General features: G+C 76.1%; 12 protein-coding genes. 2 read left to right on the top strand and 10 right to left on the bottom strand.

Annotated elements, in window-relative coordinates; all coding sequences use genetic code 11:
* The first annotated feature begins 79 nt into the window (after positions 1–79).
* Positions 80–514, top strand: a complete 435-nt coding sequence (locus ACIPW5_RS01485; RefSeq protein ID WP_401240052.1) for an MmpS family transport accessory protein — start codon at positions 80–82, stop codon at positions 512–514.
* Here ACIPW5_RS01485 and ACIPW5_RS01480 read toward each other — a convergent pair.
* Positions 511–1,794, bottom strand: coding sequence for an amidohydrolase (locus ACIPW5_RS01480; RefSeq protein WP_401238763.1), 1,284 nt, complete (start codon positions 1,792–1,794; stop codon positions 511–513). The two genes, ACIPW5_RS01485 and ACIPW5_RS01480, sit on opposite strands and share 4 nt — an antisense overlap.
* Before the next feature lie 232 nt (positions 1,795–2,026).
* Here ACIPW5_RS01480 and ACIPW5_RS01475 point away from each other — a divergent pair, with 232 nt between their 5' ends.
* On the top strand, positions 2,027–2,200 hold the full coding sequence (locus ACIPW5_RS01475; RefSeq protein ID WP_007268044.1) for a thiazolylpeptide-type bacteriocin: 174 nt from the start codon (positions 2,027–2,029) through the stop codon (positions 2,198–2,200).
* Positions 2,201–2,342: 142 nt separating this feature from the next.
* On the opposite strand, the gene ACIPW5_RS01470 is transcribed toward ACIPW5_RS01475, so the two are convergent.
* The 9 genes from ACIPW5_RS01470 to ACIPW5_RS01430 are packed head-to-tail and all read right to left on the bottom strand — an operon-like array spanning position 2,343 to position 16,671.
* The gene (locus ACIPW5_RS01470; RefSeq protein ID WP_401238760.1) at positions 2,343–4,310 is read right to left on the bottom strand and encodes a TOMM precursor leader peptide-binding protein; all 1,968 of its coding nucleotides are present in this window, start codon (positions 4,308–4,310) and stop codon (positions 2,343–2,345) included.
* Positions 4,307–5,062: an ABC transporter permease gene (locus ACIPW5_RS01465; RefSeq protein ID WP_401238758.1), complete on the bottom strand. Its 756-nt coding sequence runs from the start codon at positions 5,060–5,062 to the stop codon at positions 4,307–4,309. Before ACIPW5_RS01465 ends, ACIPW5_RS01470 begins: the two co-directional genes overlap by 4 nt.
* Positions 5,059–6,027 (bottom strand): ABC transporter ATP-binding protein, encoded by a 969-nt coding sequence (locus tag ACIPW5_RS01460; protein ID WP_401238756.1) that lies wholly within the window; start codon positions 6,025–6,027, stop codon positions 5,059–5,061. The genes ACIPW5_RS01465 and ACIPW5_RS01460 overlap by 4 nt, the downstream gene beginning before the upstream one ends.
* Before the next feature lie 50 nt (positions 6,028–6,077).
* Positions 6,078–7,184 (bottom strand): peptidase M50, encoded by a 1,107-nt coding sequence (locus ACIPW5_RS01455; protein ID WP_401238753.1) that lies wholly within the window; start codon positions 7,182–7,184, stop codon positions 6,078–6,080.
* A complete protein-coding gene (locus ACIPW5_RS01450; protein ID WP_401238750.1) occupies positions 7,181–8,236 on the bottom strand; it encodes a lantibiotic dehydratase C-terminal domain-containing protein in 1,056 nt (351 codons plus the stop codon). The genes ACIPW5_RS01455 and ACIPW5_RS01450 overlap by 4 nt, the downstream gene beginning before the upstream one ends.
* Positions 8,224–11,004: a lantibiotic dehydratase gene (locus ACIPW5_RS01445; protein WP_401238747.1), complete on the bottom strand. Its 2,781-nt coding sequence runs from the start codon at positions 11,002–11,004 to the stop codon at positions 8,224–8,226. The genes ACIPW5_RS01450 and ACIPW5_RS01445 overlap by 13 nt, the downstream gene beginning before the upstream one ends.
* Before the next feature lie 29 nt (positions 11,005–11,033).
* Complete coding sequence (locus tag ACIPW5_RS01440; RefSeq protein ID WP_401238744.1) at positions 11,034–12,584, bottom strand: SagB family peptide dehydrogenase; 1,551 nt, start codon at positions 12,582–12,584, stop codon at positions 11,034–11,036.
* Positions 12,585–12,635: 51 nt separating this feature from the next.
* Complete coding sequence (locus ACIPW5_RS01435) at positions 12,636–14,546, bottom strand: TOMM precursor leader peptide-binding protein (protein WP_401238742.1); 1,911 nt, start codon at positions 14,544–14,546, stop codon at positions 12,636–12,638.
* Positions 14,536–16,671 (bottom strand): TOMM precursor leader peptide-binding protein, encoded by a 2,136-nt coding sequence (locus tag ACIPW5_RS01430; protein ID WP_401238739.1) that lies wholly within the window; start codon positions 16,669–16,671, stop codon positions 14,536–14,538. The genes ACIPW5_RS01435 and ACIPW5_RS01430 overlap by 11 nt, the downstream gene beginning before the upstream one ends.
* Positions 16,672–16,673 lie beyond the last annotated feature (2 nt).

Genomic DNA, 16,673 nt, shown 5'->3' with positions numbered 1-16,673 from the left:
GAACCGCCTTTTGACTTTACCTTTACTTTGCGATTGTGTACGGGGTGTCCGCTTGCTTCTCCGAAGGAACCCCGTGAACATCCACCGCCTCGCCCGCACCGGCGTCCTCGCCGCCGCGCTCCTGCTCGCCGTGACGGCCTGCTCCTCCTCCGACGCCGTCGGGTCCGCCGTCGAGTCCGCCGCCGTCGACCAGGTCGACAAGGTGGTCGACGAGAAGTACGAGGTGACCTACGAGGTCACCGGCGCGGGTGCGGCCTCCATCAGCTTCGCCGCCGGCGCCGGTACCGCGACGCAGCCGCAGCACGAGACCGTGGACGCCCCGTCCCTGCCCTGGACCAAGACCGTCACCCTGCGCGGCATCATGCCGCCCACCGTGCTCCCCGTCGCGGCGGCCGGCTCCGAGGGCGGGATCACCTGCAAGATCACCTACAAGGGCAAGGTCATCGCCGAGCAGTCCGGCGAGGCCCTGACGGCCGCCGGCGGCTGCGTCGCCGTCTCGCCCGCCGCCGGCTAGGCGGTGTCCGGCGCGGCGGCGTCCGGCCCGGCCAGGCAGGACAGGGCCGCCGCCGTCAGCGCGTCCACCCCGGCTGGCAGGGCCGTGCGCACGTCCGGGGCGAAGTCCGGGGCGTGGTTGGCGGGGAGGGTCGCCAGCTTGCCCGCCGCGCCCTCCCCGGGAGCGGCCGCCCAGGCGGCCGGCCCGATCACCCCCAGCATCCAGTAGGCGAGCCGCACCCCCTGAGCGCCGTGCACCGGCCGTCCCGCGTCGCCGAACAGCCCGAAGTCTTCCGTGGCCAGGGACGGCGGCCACATGGCCACCCGCTCCGCCCCCAGCCGCGCCGTGTGCGCCGCGCGCACCGCGGCCGTCGTGGCCGGGTCCGGGTGGGTGACGGGGGAGGAGCCCTCACGGACGATCTCGGGCTCCCGGGGGCAGCCCGAGGCGGCGCACTCGGCGCGCACGATCCGCTCGACCGCCTCCGCCGCCCGCGCGAGCGCCGCCTCCCCGGCCGCCCGTACGGTGATCCCCAGCTCTGCCCGGTCGGGTACGACGTTGGCCCGCTCGCCGGCCCGCAGTGAGCCCACCGTGACGGCCACCTGCTCCGAGGGCGCCGCCTCCCGGGCCACCACCGTCTGCAGCCGGGTCACCACGTGGGCCGCCGTCACCACCGGGTCCACCGTCAGGTGCGGGGCGCCCGCGTGCCCGCCGCGCCCGTGCACCACCACCCGGAACGTCACGCTCCCGGCGGTCATCGGCCCGTACCCGTGCGCGACCATCCCGGCGGGCAGCGGGGCCGCGTGCTGCGCGAGCACCGCGTCCGGGCGCCCGACGCGCTCGTACAGCCCGTCCGCGAGCATGGCCCGCGCCCCCTCCAGGGTCTCCTCCGCGGGCTGTCCCACGACCACGAGCGTGCCCCGCCAGGCCCCGGGCAGGGCCCGGGCCAGCAGGGAGGCGGTGCCGGCGGCCGCGGCGAGGTGCAGGTCGTGCCCGCAGGCGTGCGCCGCCGGGCCCTCGCTCGCGTACGGCAGCCCCGTCGCCTCCCGCACCGGCAGCGCGTCCAGCTCGGCGCGCAGCATCACCGTCGGACCCTCGCCCCGGCGCAGCACTCCGGCCACGCCGTGCCCGCCGATCCCGCGGGTGGTCGCGTACCCGGCGGACTCCAGCCAGTCGGCGAACCGGGCGGCCGTGCGCTCCTCCGTGCCCGAGAGCTCGGGGTGGCGGTGCAGGTCCAGGTACAGGGTCGTCAACGGCCGCAGCAGGGGCGCGAGTCCGGGGAGCACGGTGGCGGAGGCGGTCATGACGACCATGCTCGGGCACCGGCTCGGGGCGGGACTGTCAGGCCGCTGACACTTTCTGTCAGAGGAGTGTCAGGAGATGAACAGGCGATGTGAAGGCGCGACTTGTTTTCCTTGAAGTGCGCCAGGGAGAACCGGCCGGAACACACCGGCCGCGGACCCCGGGACGCACCAGGACACCAGAACCGGCCACGCCGACGCACCGGCCGGCCCACCCCCAACGAAGGAGAGTCCCATGGAGAAGTCGCCGCTCGCCTCGCTCGCCGACGAGATCCTCGAGCTGGAGTCGGAGACCTTCGAGATCTCGGACTACTCGGACGCCAGCGAGGTCGTGCTCGCCGGTTCCACGAGCTGCAGCTCCACCTCGACCTGTTCCTCGACCACCAGCACCACCTCCTGCAGCGCCTGACACCCCGGCGCCGCACCGCACGACACCGGATGCCCCGGACCCCGCAGGAAGGGGTCCGGGGCATCCGGCATGCCGCCACGGCGGACGGCGGCACACGGCGGGGGCCCCGGGGGAGACTCCCCCGGGGCCCCCGCCGGCGCGGTCAGGGGAACGGGTGCGGCACCAGCCGGACCTCCGCGTCCGTCAGCGGGCTCCCGCGCAGCCCCGCCCGCATCGCGGCCGTCCGCAGCCTGGGCATGTACGGGGCCCGCTGGCGCGACCAGCCGAAGTCGATCGGCAGCAGCCCCGGCACGACGGCGCACACCGTGCTCAGCCCCATCCGCCGCTGCTCCGGCGTGGTCTGGTCGACCACGATCACGTCGTGCCCGGCGTCCGTCAACTCCCGCACGCACAGCAGCAGGTCGTCCCGGAGGTCGCCGGTCCTCGGCCGGCCGCCGGCCTCCCAGCCCGCGTACAGGTCCGCCATGGACCGTATGCCGAGCGGCTCCCGGTAGGTCCGCGCGTGCGGGGCCATCTCCGGCAGCCCGTACAGCTGGGCGTGGTCCTTGAGGTGCAGCACCTTCCCGAAGTCCCGGGACATCGCCTCCAGTTCGCCCTGCCGCTCGGCCACCTGCCGGGGCAGGTGCGGGATGTACGTGAGCACCTCTGACAGCGCCGCCTCCACGGCCGACGCCGGGTCCAGGGCCGCGCCCGCGCCGAACGAGTACAGTCCCGGCCCGCCGTCACGGCGTACGGCCAGCCCCGTCACCACGGGCACCGCGAGGTCGATCCGGTTGTCGAAGGCGTGCACGTCGTACCCCTGGAGGGCCGCCCGGTCCACCATCATCCGCACCGCGGGCCCCGGTACGGAGTCCAGGTCGATCTCCGTCAGCCGCTGGCCGCCGTACCAGGCGAGCAGGAACGCGTCCCGTTCGATCAGCTCCAGCAGCGCCCCGAGCAGCGCCTCCTCCACACAGCCGCCGATGGCGCAGCCGTTGGAGCACTCGAAGACGAAGTTGTCGGCGGCCAGGCCCGCGCTGTAGTACGCCAGCCGGGCCGGCACCAGCACCGGCCGGTCGTCGCGCAGCGAATGCCCGTACACCCAGGGGATGGGCCGCTCCGGGTCGAAGGGCGACACCAGGGGGTCGTCCCGGTAGGTCTCGGGCGGGTAGAAGCCGCACTCCGCCGGGTTCAGGGCCCGGTCGCCCAGCTCCGCGTAGGAGGCGGTGAGCGCCTCGCCGCCGGTGCGCCGGTGGGTGCCCGCGTACCGCTCCAGCCCCTCCAGGAAGGCCAGGTCGCGGCTGGCCGAGAAGCTGTTGGCCTGCCCGCTCCAGGTGACGTCCGTCAGCCCCGCGTAGCCGCGCATGAAGACGCTGCCGGCGACCGGGGCCGTGGTCGGCGAGGTCACGTTGATCCAGGTGCCCCCGCCGAGCACCCCGGTCACCGGATTGGCCAGGGCCTCCCGCGGCACCGGGTACGAGGACGCCTTGCGCAGCCGCTGCGCGTCCGGGTCCGGCTTGGGCCGGGAGGCCGGGACGAACGGCTGCGGCGCGGCGGCGGCGTGCGGCCCGCAGTCGGGGCAGAGCGGGTCCGCGGCCAGCGGGTACGTACGGACCTGGAGGGTCTCCAGGTCCAGCCGGGACACCTGCGGCAGGGCCCGGTCGGCGGCCACCGCCCCCGGCGCCCGCGCCTCCCCGCCCGCCACGGCGGCGTGCAGGGCCGCCACCGCGTCCAGCACGTACGGCGACAGCCGCGGCCACCGGTCCGAGACCGGGGTGCGCGGCCCCGTCCCGGTCTCCAGCGCGTCCCGTTCGCTCTTGCTGCGCAGCCGCTGCCAGCGCATCGCCAGGCACTGCCCGCAGGCGGGGGCGGTGCCGTCGCCGCCCCAGGGGCCCAGCAGCACGGCCTGCGCGCCGAGGTGGACGGTGGCGGCCGGGCGGACCCCGGCGAAGGGGTCGGCGGCGCGCGGCCCGAGGGCGTCGTGCACGCCGAGCGTGACCACGTACGGGGCTGCCGCGCCCGGGGCGGCGGCAGCGGCGAGGGCCCGTTCCAGCCGGCGGCGGGCCTCCTCCAGGGCGGTGCCGTCGGGGGCCGCGGCCGCCCGTACGGTCTGCGTCGCGGTCCCGGTCACGACTGGTTGCTCCAGCGGAAGGTCTTCAGCCCGATCCCGCCGAACAGGAGGGCGAAGCCGGCCAGGGCCGCGCAGCCGATGCCGATCGAGGCGAGCGAGCCGGAGCCGGTGAGGGCTCCGGACGCGGCGTCGTTGAGGTAGCGCAGCGGCAGCACCTGGGAGACCGTGCGCAGCCAGGACGGCATCATGTCGAGCGGCAGGAAGGAGCCCGACAGGAACGCCATCGGCACCATCATGCAGTTGGCGATGGCGGCGACGGCCTCGGGCGTCCTGGCGTAGTTGCCGACGATCACCCCGATGGCCATGAACGCGGTGATGCCGAGCCCCAGCGCGGGCAGCACCAGGGGCCAGCGCCCGTCCAGTTCGAGCCCGAAGCCGGGGAGCATCGCGACCGCGATGAACACCGCCGCCTGCACCACGCCGATCACCAGGGCCAGGACGTAGCGCGAGGCCAGCACCGTGGTCAGCGGCGTCGGGCTGAGCCGGACCAGGCGCAGCAGGTCGTCGCGCCGCCACTGCATCAGGGTGAAGGCGATCCCGAAGACGGCGGCGTTGGCGACGCCCCAGGACATCACGCCGGGCGCGATGTACGAGATGTAGGGGCGGCCGCTCTGCTCCACGTCCTGGCCGCTGAAGATCAGGCCGAAGACGACGAGGAACAGCAGCGGGAACGCGAAGGTGAAGAACAGGGTGGCCTTGTCCCGGACCTGGGCCCGGTATCCGGCCGCGGTCAGTGCCGTGTAGGCGCTCATGCGCGGGACTCCTGGGTGTGTGCGGGGGAGTGGCCTTCGGCCGTGGCGTGGCCGGTGAGTTCCAGGTAGACGTCCTCCAGGGTGGCCGTGCGGGTCATCACCCCGTCGAGCCCGGTGAGCGCGTCGACGGCCTGGAGCACCTTGCCGGGGACCGAGGTCTCCAGCACCAGCGAGCCGCCCTGCTCGCTGACCCGCTCCACCCCCTCCAGTGCGGCGGCCTCGGCCCGCCCGATCCGCCCCTCGGGGACCAGCAGCCTGGCCCGCGCCCCGGCGGTGGTGATCAGCTGGTGCGGGGAGTCCAGGGCGGCGATGCGGCCGCCGACCAGGATGGCCACCCGGTCGCACAGGGCCTCGGCCTCGTCGAGGTGGTGGGTGGTGTAGACGATGGTGCGGCCCTCGCCCTTGAGGGCGCGCAGCACCTGCCACAGGTCGCGGCGCGCCTGCGGGTCCAGCGCGGCCGTCGGCTCGTCCAGGAAGATCAGCTCGGGGTCGTGGACCAGGGCGGAGGCGATGGCGAGCCGCTGGCGCTGGCCGCCCGAGAGGTTCTCCACGAGCACGTCCCGCTGCTCGGTCAGCCCGACCAGCGCCAGCGTCCGGTCGGCGGCGGCCGCGTCCTTGCGGTACAGCCCGGCGACGGTGGCGAGGTGCTCCCGCGCGGTCTGCCGGACGAAGAACGCCGAGGCCTGGGTCTGCACCCCGATCCGGGGCAGCAGCGCCGTGTTGCGCGGCCAGGGGCTGTGGCCGAGGACCTCGACCGTGCCCGAGTCGGCCTGGCGCAGGCCCTCGACGATCTCGATGAAGGTGGTCTTGCCCGCCCCGTTGGGGCCGAGGAGTCCGAAGAACTCGCCGCGGCGCACGTCGAGGGAGAGCCCGTCCACGGCCTGGCGGTCGCCGTAACGCTTGCGGACCTCCCGGACGGCGACGGCCACGGGCGCGTCGGGCGGCGGAGTGCGGTCAGTTGTCATGGCGTGCGGTTCCCTCGGTGTCGGAATCGGGTGGGGGGACGGAAAGGGGTCTAGGGGGTGACGGCGAGGACGACGGCGGCCGTGAGGCACCCGGCGAGGAGCAGGACCAGCACGGCCGAGCCGATCCCGTAGCCGAGGTACAGCCGCCGGGCCCGTACCGGGTAGGCGGCCGCCGCGTCCTTGTCCCGGACGCGCAGCCGCAGGTACGCCGAACTGGCGGGCGCCAGCCGGGTCACGCGCAGCGCGTGCCCGAGCAGGGTGTAGCCGTCCAGCGGGGGCAGCGGGACGAGGTTGACCAGGGCCTGCGCGCTGCCGAGCAGCAGCAGTGCGCCGAGCACCCGGCGGGTGGGGTCACCCGCGGGCAGCGCCGCCCACCAGGCGCAGAACGGCAGCAGGAACAGCAGGTTGGCGAAGGCGCCCGCCCCGGCCACGGCCAGCTGGTCCCGGCGGCGCGCCAGGTAGCGGTAGTTGTCGACCCGGCAGTACATGATCACCATTGGCAGCCGCCAGCGCAGCCCGATCTCCCCGACGGTGCCGCCCACGTGCCGGGCGGCTATCCCGTGGGCGAACTCGTGCAGGGCCGTGCTCAGCCACAGCAGCGAGGCCACGGCCAGCAGCGGCGCCGGCCGCGTCAGCAGCCACCACAGGTCGGAGAGCAGGGTGCCCGCGGAGGCCGCGAGCCACACCTCCATGGCCAGGAACACCAACAGCAGCGCGCCCAGCACCGCCGGCCGCAGCACCGGCCGCAGGACGCGGTGCAGCCGCGCCGTCGTCGCGTCCGCGTCCGCGACCAGCCGCAGGGTGCCGCGCAGCAGGGTCCCGGTCCGCTGCGGCCCGGGTCCGGCCTCCGGCTCCGGGACCGGACCGCCGGCCAGCAGCCGCCGGGTGCCGAGCAGGCCGAGCAGCTGCTGCCAGTTCCGCTCGCCCAGCCGGCGCCCGAAGGCGTGCCCGTACGCCTCGCCGATCTCCGCCAGGCTGCGCGAGCCGTCGAGCCGCGAGACGAGGAAGTACTCCTTCGGCCCGATCTCGAACGCCGCCCCGGACACCGGGTCCTTGACCAGGTGCACCACGGCGGGGCCGTTCAGCAGCGGCGGCGACAGCAGGACCCCGGGCCGCAGCGCGGGCCGGTGGTCCAGCATCCCCGAGGGCGCGCTCACGGCACGACCACCCCGGAGGCACCCGCGCCCTCCCGCAGCACCCGGCCCAGCAGGTGGGAGAGGTAGGCCTCGTCCCGGATCGTCACGTGCAGCCGGTTGTTGGTCATGTGCATGTACGGGGACAGCAGCAGCGGCAGCGCCACCGCCGGATCGGTCACCCGCTCGTCCCGGCTCCCGTCCCAGGACCGGAACACCAGCTCCCCGCCCACCGCCAGCGCCTGCGCGCGGGCGCGCAGCTCCCGGCAGTGCTCCGCCCAGCCGGCCAGGAAGGCGGGCAGCCGGCCGGTCTCCCCGGAGCCCAGGGCCTCCAGCACGGCCTCGAAGCGGCGCCCCAGCCCCGGGCCGGTCTGCTCGTAGGTGCGGTCGTACTCGGTCGAGCCGATGAAGCCGGTGCCCGGGAACGCCCGGTGCCAGAACTGGTAGTAGCTGTCCAGGTAGGTGGCGAGCTCCTCCCGGTCGGGCAGGAACACCCCGGCCATCACCATCATCAGCTGCGCCGAGGTGCCCAGCAGCACCGTCCGCAGGTGCAGGTTCATCGAGCCCAGCGCGTCCATGACCAGGTCGCTGGAGTGCGCGAAGTGCCACTCCGCGAGCTCCACCCCGGCCGGGCCGCCGTACTTGCCGTACTCCGGCTCGTACGGCTCGTAGGAGAAGGAGTTGTTGGGCCGCAGGTTCATCCGGCCGTCCTCGCCCATGAACGCGGCCCGGTCCCCCTCCGGGAACTCGATGTCGAACAGCGTGTTGTAGAACTCGTTGAGGAAGCCCGAGTCCACCTCGTACAGCGCGGGCCGCGCCTTCAGGAACGCCCCGACCGCCTCCTCGGCACGCCGGCGCACCTCCGGCTCCGCCTCCGGGCTCACCGGCCGCAGCCGCAGCCGCACGTGCGGGCCCTCCAGCCAGTAGTTGATGAAGAAGTGCCCCGCCAGCAGCCCGTCCGCCGTCAGCGAGGCGATCAGCGGTCGCACGCACTGCACCAGCAGCGGCTGCGGGTTGGCGGCGTAGAACACGTGCATGGCCTGCCACGCGCCACGCGTCGGGGTCAGCTCTGACATGCGGATGCGCCCTCCTCGGTCCGGACGGTCGTGGTGGTCGTGGTGAAGGTCTCGACGGCGAGCTCGGCGACGTGCCCGCCGCGCTCCGAGGCGACGTGCAGGCCGCCGGGGTCCGGCAGCATCTCCCGGAAGACGACCCGGTGCCCGCCCTCGCGCAGCAGCGGTTCGAACGCGGCCAGCGACAGCAGGCTGGAGAAGTCCACGTACTGCGGCTTGGCGCCCAGCGCGGACGGACCGGCCGACACGGTCGCGAACACCCGCTCCGGCAGCCCGTGCGCCCGGCGCCAGCGCTGCCACTCCAGGAAGTGCCCGGCCTCCCGGGCACCGTGTGCCGGGAGTTCGCCCGCCGTCGTCGTCCAGCTGCGCCGGCTCAGCACCAGGTCCCCGTGCACCACCCGCGGACGCGCGGTCACCCCGGAGAGCGCCGCGCCCTCCGGCACCCCCGCCCACACGTCCAGCGGGGACATCGAGGACGGCGACAGCAGCAGCAGGGTGCGCGGCACGGCCGGCAGCGCCAGCGGCACCAGGTACCCCAGGTAGACCGGGATCACCTCCAGCCCCAGCCGCCGGGAACGCAGCACCACCCGGCCGGTCTCCGGCACGTGCTCCGCGTACAGGTCGTCCAGGCGCAGCAGCCGGTCCTCGGGCAGGGTGCCGCTCTCGCCCGGGCAGACGATCTCGTACTCGACGAGCCGGCCGTGCAGGTTCAGGTTGGTGGTCACCGCCCCGCCCGTGACCTCGGCGAACACCGCGCCGGGCGGGGTCACCGCGGCGGCCGTCGCCCGCAGCTCCCCGTCCAGCCCGGCCGGCTCCGGGTAGAGGTGCGTGAACCGGCTGAACGGGAAGGACAGCCCGCCGTACGAGCGGTTCAGGACGGTCAGCTCCGCGCCCGTCTCCGGGTCCCGCGCGAGCTGGAGGTGGTGGCAGCGCGGCGCGAAGCCGGGCACCACCGGCTCCAGTTCCGCCGCCACCGCCTCCACGTCCGCGTCGGACAGCCGCAGTTCGCCGCCGCCCGCGCCCCGCTCCTCGTACGCCGCCCAGTGCTCCCGCATCCGGCCGGTGAAGGCCCGCCGCGCCGCGTCCAGGGCCCGGATCCCCGGCAGGCCCAGCCAGTTCTCCTCCGGCACGTACTCGCCCCGGGCGTCGTACGGGGTGCGCCGCGCGGTGAACGACAGGTACTGGTCGAAGAAGTCCTCGTGGAAGTCGTGCACCAGCCCCAGCAGGTCCTCGCACCGCCCGCCCCGGCCGTAGCGGGCCGTGAAGAACCCCTCGAAGGTGATCCGCTGGGCCACCGTCAGGTCGAAGGCGGGCAGGATCCGCTCGACCGAACGCAGCGCACCGCCGCCCGCACCCGGCTCCGCCCAGGCCGGGAGCGCCGCCGGCAGGTCGCGGCCCGCGCTCGTGTCCTCGTACACCAGCGTCTGCGGCAGCGGCGCGTCCGCCGGGGCGCCCAGCTCCTCCTGCGCCCGGCGCAGCGCCGCCCGCAGGTCGGACAGCAGCGCGCGGCGCTCGGCCCGCCCGGCGAGCGGATAGCGCTCCAGCAGCCGGGCCGGCTCCTCCAGCAGCGCGGCCAGCTCGTCGGCCCAGGGCCGCTCCAGACCGGACAGGGCCCGCTGGAAGGACCGCACGGGGTCGCCGCCGTGCACCTCGGTGTCCAGGCAGGGCACCCGCACCATGCCGAGCTGGAGCAGGGCCCCGATGTACGCCTCGCACTCCTCGGGCGCCGCACCGTGCTCGGCGGCCAGCCAGTCGGCCAGCTCCTGGTGGCGCAGCCCGTGCCCGTCGCCGTCCGCGGCCCCCTCGGCCCGCTCGGCGAACAGGGCCAGCAGCCGGTCCAGGGTGCCGCTGCGGCGCAGGAAGAACAACCGGTCCTTGACCGCGTCGAAGGTGACGGCGGCCGTGTCGTCCCCGGCCGTCACCGAGCGGCGCACGTACCGGATCCGGTCCTCCTCCCGGCCCCAGCCCGGGGCCGGGCGCAGCGGCAGGTCCCGGCGCCGCACCGGGTCGGCGAGGACCAGCTCGGCCAGGCGCGCCAGCACCACCACGTTCAGCCGGACGTGACTGCTCCAGGTGTCCTCCACCCGGATCCCGTCCGCCCCCGCCTCCGGGGTGAACCGGCCGGTCGCCACCCCGGTGAAGGTGCTGAACGGGCTGGTCTTGCAGGCGGTTCGGTACAGGTACGAGAGCACCGAGCGCTCGGCCTTGCGCGCCCGGCCCCCCGGCTCCCCGCCCCCGGCGGTGGCCTGCGCGTACGCGTCGAGCTGCCCCTCCAGCACCGGCGAGGCCAGCAGCAGCCCGTGCCGCAGCCGGTCGTCGCCGAGCAGCCCCCGCAGCGCGGCCCGGCCCCGGCCCAGATCGGCGGCGAGCAGCGGCTCGCCCTCGGCCAGCAGCTTCTCCAGCTCGCGGGTCCGCTCCAGCCAGAGCTCCAGCCGGTCGCCCGCCTCCCGGCCCAGGCCGGCCACCGCCCCCCGGGCGGCCCCGGCGTCGGCGGGCAGCCGCCCGTTGTGGATCTGCCGCCGCAGCCGCAGCAGTTCGCGCCGGTGCGCCGCGCCCGGCCCGCCCGGCTCCGGATCGGTCGCGCCGACCGCCCGGTGCAGCACCTCGCTCAGCCACTGCGCGTCCGCCCGCAGGGCCTCCTCGGCCGCGAGCACGTCGGCCGCCCAGCGCCCGGTGTCCCCGCAGCGCAGCGCGTCGGCCGCGGCCAGCGGCAGTCCGGCGACGCGCAGCATGAAGCGCTCGCCGGCGTGCCATTCGGTGGTGGTGTCCATCCTGGTCCCGCTCTCCTCTCGTGGCCCGGTCAGGCGATCTCGTGGCGGAAGTCGGCGGGCTCCGGCCGCTCGTGGCCGAGCAGCATGATCAGCAGCGGTGCCTCGTCCGTGTCCGTCAGCCCCAGCCGCTCGGCGTACGAGACGTTGTCGAAGCCCAGCGCCACGCCCGCGCCCAGCCCGTGGGCGGCGGCGGTGGTGTAGAAGGTCTGCGCGACCGCGCCGACGGCCGCCCCCATCAGGCGGTAGCCCCGGTCGCCGACCGCGTCGAGGACCGCGGTGGTGCGCACCGTCGGCACCAGCACGGCGCCCGCCTGCTCCAGGTTGTAGTTGGACAGGAAGTAGTTCTCCTGGAGGAACGGCCCTGGAGGACCGGGCACCACCAGCCGCAGCGCGTGCGCCTCGGCGTCGTAGGCGTAGCTGCCCGGCTCGATCCCCTCGACGTGGTTGACGAAGGCGTACAGCGAGGTCAGCGGCGGCCCGTCGGGCCGCTCCGCCTCGCTCCCGGGCCGGGTCGCCGCACAGTCCGCCAGCGCCGCCGCCAGCTGCTCCGCCGTCACCGACCGGGTCGCGTCGAAGCGGCCGAAGCTGCTGCGCCGGGCCCGCAGCGCGGCGGCCTCCCCCAGCGGGGGCGCCGCCGGGGCGGGCAGGGGCAGGGGCTCCCCGCCGCGCGGCGGATACGCGGCCGCCGCGTCCAGCGCGCCCGGCGCCGGACGGTCCTCGGCCCGGCCCAGGGTGGCCCCGTGGATCCGCTCCAGCGTCTCGAAGGCCAGCACGGTGCGGGACCGCTCGGAGTCCCGGCGGCGGGCCGCGGCGCCCGCCGACGGAGCCCCGGCGGCGGAGCGGGCCGGGTCGCCCTCCCACTCCAGGGGGAGGACCGCGAAGACGCCCTCCTCCTCGGGGGCCACGCCGAGCAGCCGGGCCAGCCGCTCCTCGTCGAACCAGAGCGCGGGCGCGATCCGCAGCCCGTACGCCCGGGCCCACAGCCGCCAGGTCTGCACCAGCGCGCCCACGTCCATGCTGACCGCGTGGAAGGAGAAGCTGTTGTACTTGAAGGAGTTCTGCCAGTACTTGACGCTCAGCACCAGGTACTGCGAGGCGCCCTCGCCCTCGCCGAGGCCCAGCGCCCCGCGCACGTCCCCCGTGACGTCCCCGGCCAGCAGCCGGCGCAGCCCGTGCTGGTGCGGGGCGTAGTGGTACAGCCCCGGGGTGAGCGGCCCGCCCGCCCCGGCCGCCCAGTGCACGCCGACCGGGTAGAGCCCGCCGCCCGAGGCGGTGCCCCGCGACCAGTTGGCCTGCGTGTAGTGGGGGAGCGCCGCCAGGTCGGTGTTGGCCTGCACGCCCAGCCGCCGGCCGGTCAGCCCGTACGAGTCCTGGAGCATCCCGGACAGCAGCGGCAGGGTGAACCCCGCCGCGGGGCCCGGCCCGGCGTCCGCCGGGTCCGGCAGCGGCAGGGTCTCCGCGCCGGGGTAGTACTTCGCCTTGCGGGGGCGGTCGGCCCAGTCGGGCACGAAGTCGACGGGCTCCATGGGCACCCGGCCCCGGTACATGATGGCGCTGGCGTAGTCATGGGCGTAGCCCACGGGTCCTCCTCGGTTCGTGCGGCCGTGCCGGGCGGGCCGGCGGCGGCCGGGTCAGGGGAAGGGGTGCGGGGCCGGGTTGAGGTCGGCGGGCTCCAGGTCGCGCCCGCGCAGCCCCGCCTCGCGCAGGGCCGTGCGCAGCCGCGGCATGCCCAGCGCGCGCTGCCTCGACCAGCCGAAGTCGATCGGCAGCAGCCCCGGCACCAGCACGCTCACGGTGTGCAGGCCCAGCGCCCGCTGCTCCGGCAGGGTCTGGTCGACCACCACCACGTCGAACCCCCCGGCGGCGACGGCCTCCACGCACCGCGCCAGATCCACGGCCACGTCGTCCGACACCCCCTCGGGGCCCGACAGCGAGGACACCGGCCGCAGCGGACCCGACGCGGGCCCCCGCAGCAGGAAGTCGGCGTGGCGGCCCATCTCCGGCACCCCGTACACCAGCGGGTGGTCGTGCAGCGCGGTGACCAGGTCGAAATCGGCCGCCATCGCGCGCAGCCGCTCCTCGTCCCGCTCGGTGCGCCCGGGCAGGTTCACCGCGTCCGTGGCGATCTCGCACAGCGCCGAGTCCAGCGCCGACTCCGGGTCCAGCCCGGCGCCCGCCCCGAAGCACATCCGGCCGGGCCCGCCGTCGAACCGCTCGGCGACCGCGGTCACCACCGGGATCGGGAAGCTGATCCGCGTGTCGAAGAACCGCGCCCGGTACCCGTACAGGGCGAGCCGGTCGACCATCGCCCGGGTCGAGCTCCGGGAGCTGGTGGCCGGGTCGATCTCCGGCAGCGGCTGCCGCCCGTACCAGGTGAGCAGGAACGCGTCCCGCTCGACCACCTCCATCAGCCCGAAGTAGGCCGCCTCGGCCAGACTCCCGCCCGAGGCGCAGCCGTTCGAGCTCTCCTGCACGAACCGGTTCTCCAGGCCCGGCGCGTGGTAGTACGTCAGCACCTCCGGCACCAGCCGCGGCTGCCGGTCGCGCAGCGACCAGCCCCACACCCACGGGATCTCCCGGTCCGGGTCGAAGGGCCGCACCCGGGGGTTGTCCCGGTAGAACGCCCCGCTGTACAGGCCCACGACCCGCGGGTCGACGGCCTCGGCGCCGAAGCCGTTCAGCGAGCCCGTGACGCTGGTCGTGCGCGCACGCGAGCGCATCCCCGCGTACCGCTCCAGCCCCTCCAGCACGCCGACCCGGGCGCTGCGGTCGAAGGAGTCGGTGTGGCCGCCCCAGAACGTCTCCCGCAGGTACTCGCCGGAGCGCATCGAGAAGCAGCCGATGGTCGCCGAGGTGGACGTGGAGGAGACGTCCTGCACCAGCGAGGGGCCCAGCGCCCCGCACAGCGGGTTCGCGAACGCCGCCACGTCGATGTCGTACGCCTCCACCGGCCGGGTACGGAACGCCCCCGGCCGGTACTTGGGCGCCGGCTCCGGATCCAGCGCCCGCGCCGTGTCCGCCTCCGGGGTCCCGCACACCGGGCACTCCGGATCGGGCACCAGCGGGTAGCGCCGCACGGAGCCGCCGCGCAGGTCCAGCACCCACACCCCGGGGAACACCCCGCCGGCCGCCCCGGCGGCGCCGGAGCCCGCCGAGACCACCAGCGCGGCCAGCGCGTCGGCGGCGAAGGCGTGCGCGTACGGCCAGCCGCCCGCCGCCCGGGTCCCGCCGCCCAGCTCCAGGGCGTCCCGCAGCGCGACCGACCGCACCGCCTGCCAGCGCCGCTCCAGGCACCGCGCGCACCCGGGCCCGTCCCCCGGGAGGGGGCCCACCACGGCCTGGTGCCCGTACAGTGCCACCGGGACCGCGCCCGCCGGCACCTCCCGGTCCGGGACCCGGAACGCGTCCCGCAGCCCCAGCGCCGACACGGCCACCGGCGGCCCGCCCAGCGCGGCCACCGAGCGCTCCAGCAGCGCCGTGAACCGCCCGGCGGCCTCCTGCCCGAGCCCGTCCGCCACCGCGGCGGAGCCGCTACGCGTCATCGCCGGACTCCCCGGCCGCCGCCGTCGCCAGCAGCACCCGCACGGTGTGGACGCCCACCCCGGCCAGCTCCGCCGACCCGGTCGGCACCGCGTACGCGTCGAGCCCCGCTCCCGCCAGGAGCTCCAGCACCCGCTCCCATGACGTGCCGTCACCGCCCGCCAGGGGCGCGGCCGGCTCCGCGGACACCGCCAGCGCGCGCGGGTCCAGGTCCGGCAGCAGGGGGTCGCGGCCCGCGTCGGTGGTGTCGGCCTCGTACTGCGCGGCGCCCAGCAGCTCCCGCAGGGCCGCGACCGCCGCCGTACGCCGGTCCAGGCCCTCGCCCAGCGCCCACCGCTCCCCGGCGCGGGCGAGCAGCACCTGCACCCCGGAGCGCGGGCCCTCCCCGAGGTCCAGCAGCTCGGGCTCCAGTTCCAGCCGGTCCGCCGACCGCAGCAGGAAGCCGAGTTCGGCGTCCTCCCCGTCGCGCTCCGGCAGCGGCACCCGGGCCGCCGCCGCCCCGCGCAGCGCGCGCAGCAGCGCGGCGTGCCCGAGGGCCGACAGCAGCCCGGCCGCGGCCGCGTCGGCGGGGGAGGGGCCGGCCCCGGCCCCGGCGCGGGTGCGCTCGAAGAGCCGCTCGGCGTTGTGCGGGCCGAACGGCCGCACCGCGCCCGCCGGAACCAGCGCGGGCTCCTTCGTCAGCAGGGACACGGCACGCTGGTACGCGGACGCCTCGCCCGGTATCCCGGAGGCCGTCGCCAGCCGTGCCGCGGCCACCGCGCCCGGCCCGGCGGCAGGGCCGGCCAGTCCGCGGGCCGGCACCACGTGCTCCGCGTACACCAGCGCCGCCGCGTCCAGGGCCCGCATCCGGGCCCCGGCCACGTGGTGGACGTCGAACGCGGCCACGGTGCGGGTCTCCCCGTGCCCGAGGCCCAGCTCCACCACCCCGGCCTTCAGCGGGATCTGGGTGAGCTCCTCGTCCGCGTACCGGGTGAACACGCCCGCGTACGGGCGCACCAGGGCGGAGCGCCGGTTCAGTTCCTCCACCAGCTCGTCGGCGTCCCGGGCGGTCTCCAGCGTCGGCAGCGCGGGCGTGCCCGAGGTGCCGGCGGCGGTGAGGTCCAGGGGGGCGGCCTCGGTGTCCGCGGGCGCGCAGAACGGGCAGCGGGGGTGCGGGAACAGCGGCTCGGCGGTGACGTCCAGCGAGGCGGTGTCCTGGACGAGGAGCCGCCCGGCGGTCTCGGCGGGCAGCGAGCCGGAGGCCGCGCGGAACACCTCGTACCCGAGCAGGTTGCCGATCATCGCGGCCAGCGGCCGCCCCGGCACCGGGCCCTCGGCCAGGGGCGCCTCCGGCAGGGCGAGGGCGCTCCAGAGCGCGGCCGCCGCCGGGCCGCCGCGCGCCGAGCCCAGCCGCAGGGCCGCGCAGGACCAGCAGCCGTCGGTGCCGTGCGCCATGAGCGGGCCCACCACCGCGTCGTTCCCGTACGACCAGGCGGGCAGCAGGCTGCGCCCCTCGGGCACCCCGGCGCGCAGCAGCGGCAGCAGCCGGGCCGGGGCCGCCGCCCCGCCGGTCACCACGACGAAGTCGTACCCGGCCAGCTCCGGCCAGCCGAGGGCCCCTTCGGGCAGCGTGCGGACGTCCACCGGGCAGCCGTCGGCGGCGGCCTCGGCGGCCTCGGCCCGGACCTCGTCGGCGTCCGCGCCGGGCAGTACGCCGACGGTGGCGCAGCCGTTGCGGACCAGGCTGAGCGCGCACCAGCGGGCCACCGCGTCCTCGCCGAGGACGGCGACCCGGGTGTCGCGGAAGCGCAGGAAGCGGGCTTCGGCGTCATCGGCGTAGTGGTCGGCGTAGGCGATCTGCGGCGCGAATCTGCGGGCCACGTCCGGCGGCGGCGCGGCGGCCCCGGCGGCATCGGCGGGTGCGGCGACGGAACGGGCGAAGTCCCGTTCGTACAGGGTCTTGACGAGTTCGCCGACCATCGCGCGCTGGGTGTCGCCCAGCCCGTGACACAGCTCCGTGACGGTGTGCTCGCCGGTCAGGTGCGGGACGATCAGCGTGGCGAACCGGTACGCGGTGCGGGCGGTGAGGCGGAAACCCCCGTCGGAGTTGTGGAACAGCACCCCGTCGGGCGTTTCGGTGAAGAGCACGT

It is taken from the genome of Streptomyces sp. NPDC090077 (assembly GCF_044747545.1).
In the GTDB taxonomy this organism is placed as follows: Bacteria; Actinomycetota; Actinomycetes; order Streptomycetales; family Streptomycetaceae; genus Streptomyces.
The sequence above is the reverse complement of the archived record's forward strand: the minus strand, read 5'-3'. Positions and strand labels throughout refer to the sequence as shown.

Bases quoted from the DNA above. Each gene is read 5' to 3' on its own strand.
- ACIPW5_RS01460 (WP_401238756.1), bottom strand. From the start codon at position 6,027: ATGACAACTGACCGCACTCCGCCGCCCGACGCGCCCGTGGCCGTCGCC.
- ACIPW5_RS01445 (WP_401238747.1), bottom strand. From the start codon at position 11,004: ATGGACACCACCACCGAATGGCACGCCGGCGAGCGCTTCATGCTGCGC.
- ACIPW5_RS01435 (WP_401238742.1), bottom strand. From the start codon at position 14,546: ATGACGCGTAGCGGCTCCGCCGCGGTGGCGGACGGGCTCGGGCAGGAG.
- ACIPW5_RS01475 (WP_007268044.1), top strand. From the start codon at position 2,027: ATGGAGAAGTCGCCGCTCGCCTCGCTCGCCGACGAGATCCTCGAGCTG.
- ACIPW5_RS01465 (WP_401238758.1), bottom strand. From the start codon at position 5,062: ATGAGCGCCTACACGGCACTGACCGCGGCCGGATACCGGGCCCAGGTC.
- ACIPW5_RS01480 (WP_401238763.1), bottom strand. From the start codon at position 1,794: ATGACCGCCTCCGCCACCGTGCTCCCCGGACTCGCGCCCCTGCTGCGG.
- ACIPW5_RS01450 (WP_401238750.1), bottom strand. From the start codon at position 8,236: ATGTCAGAGCTGACCCCGACGCGTGGCGCGTGGCAGGCCATGCACGTG.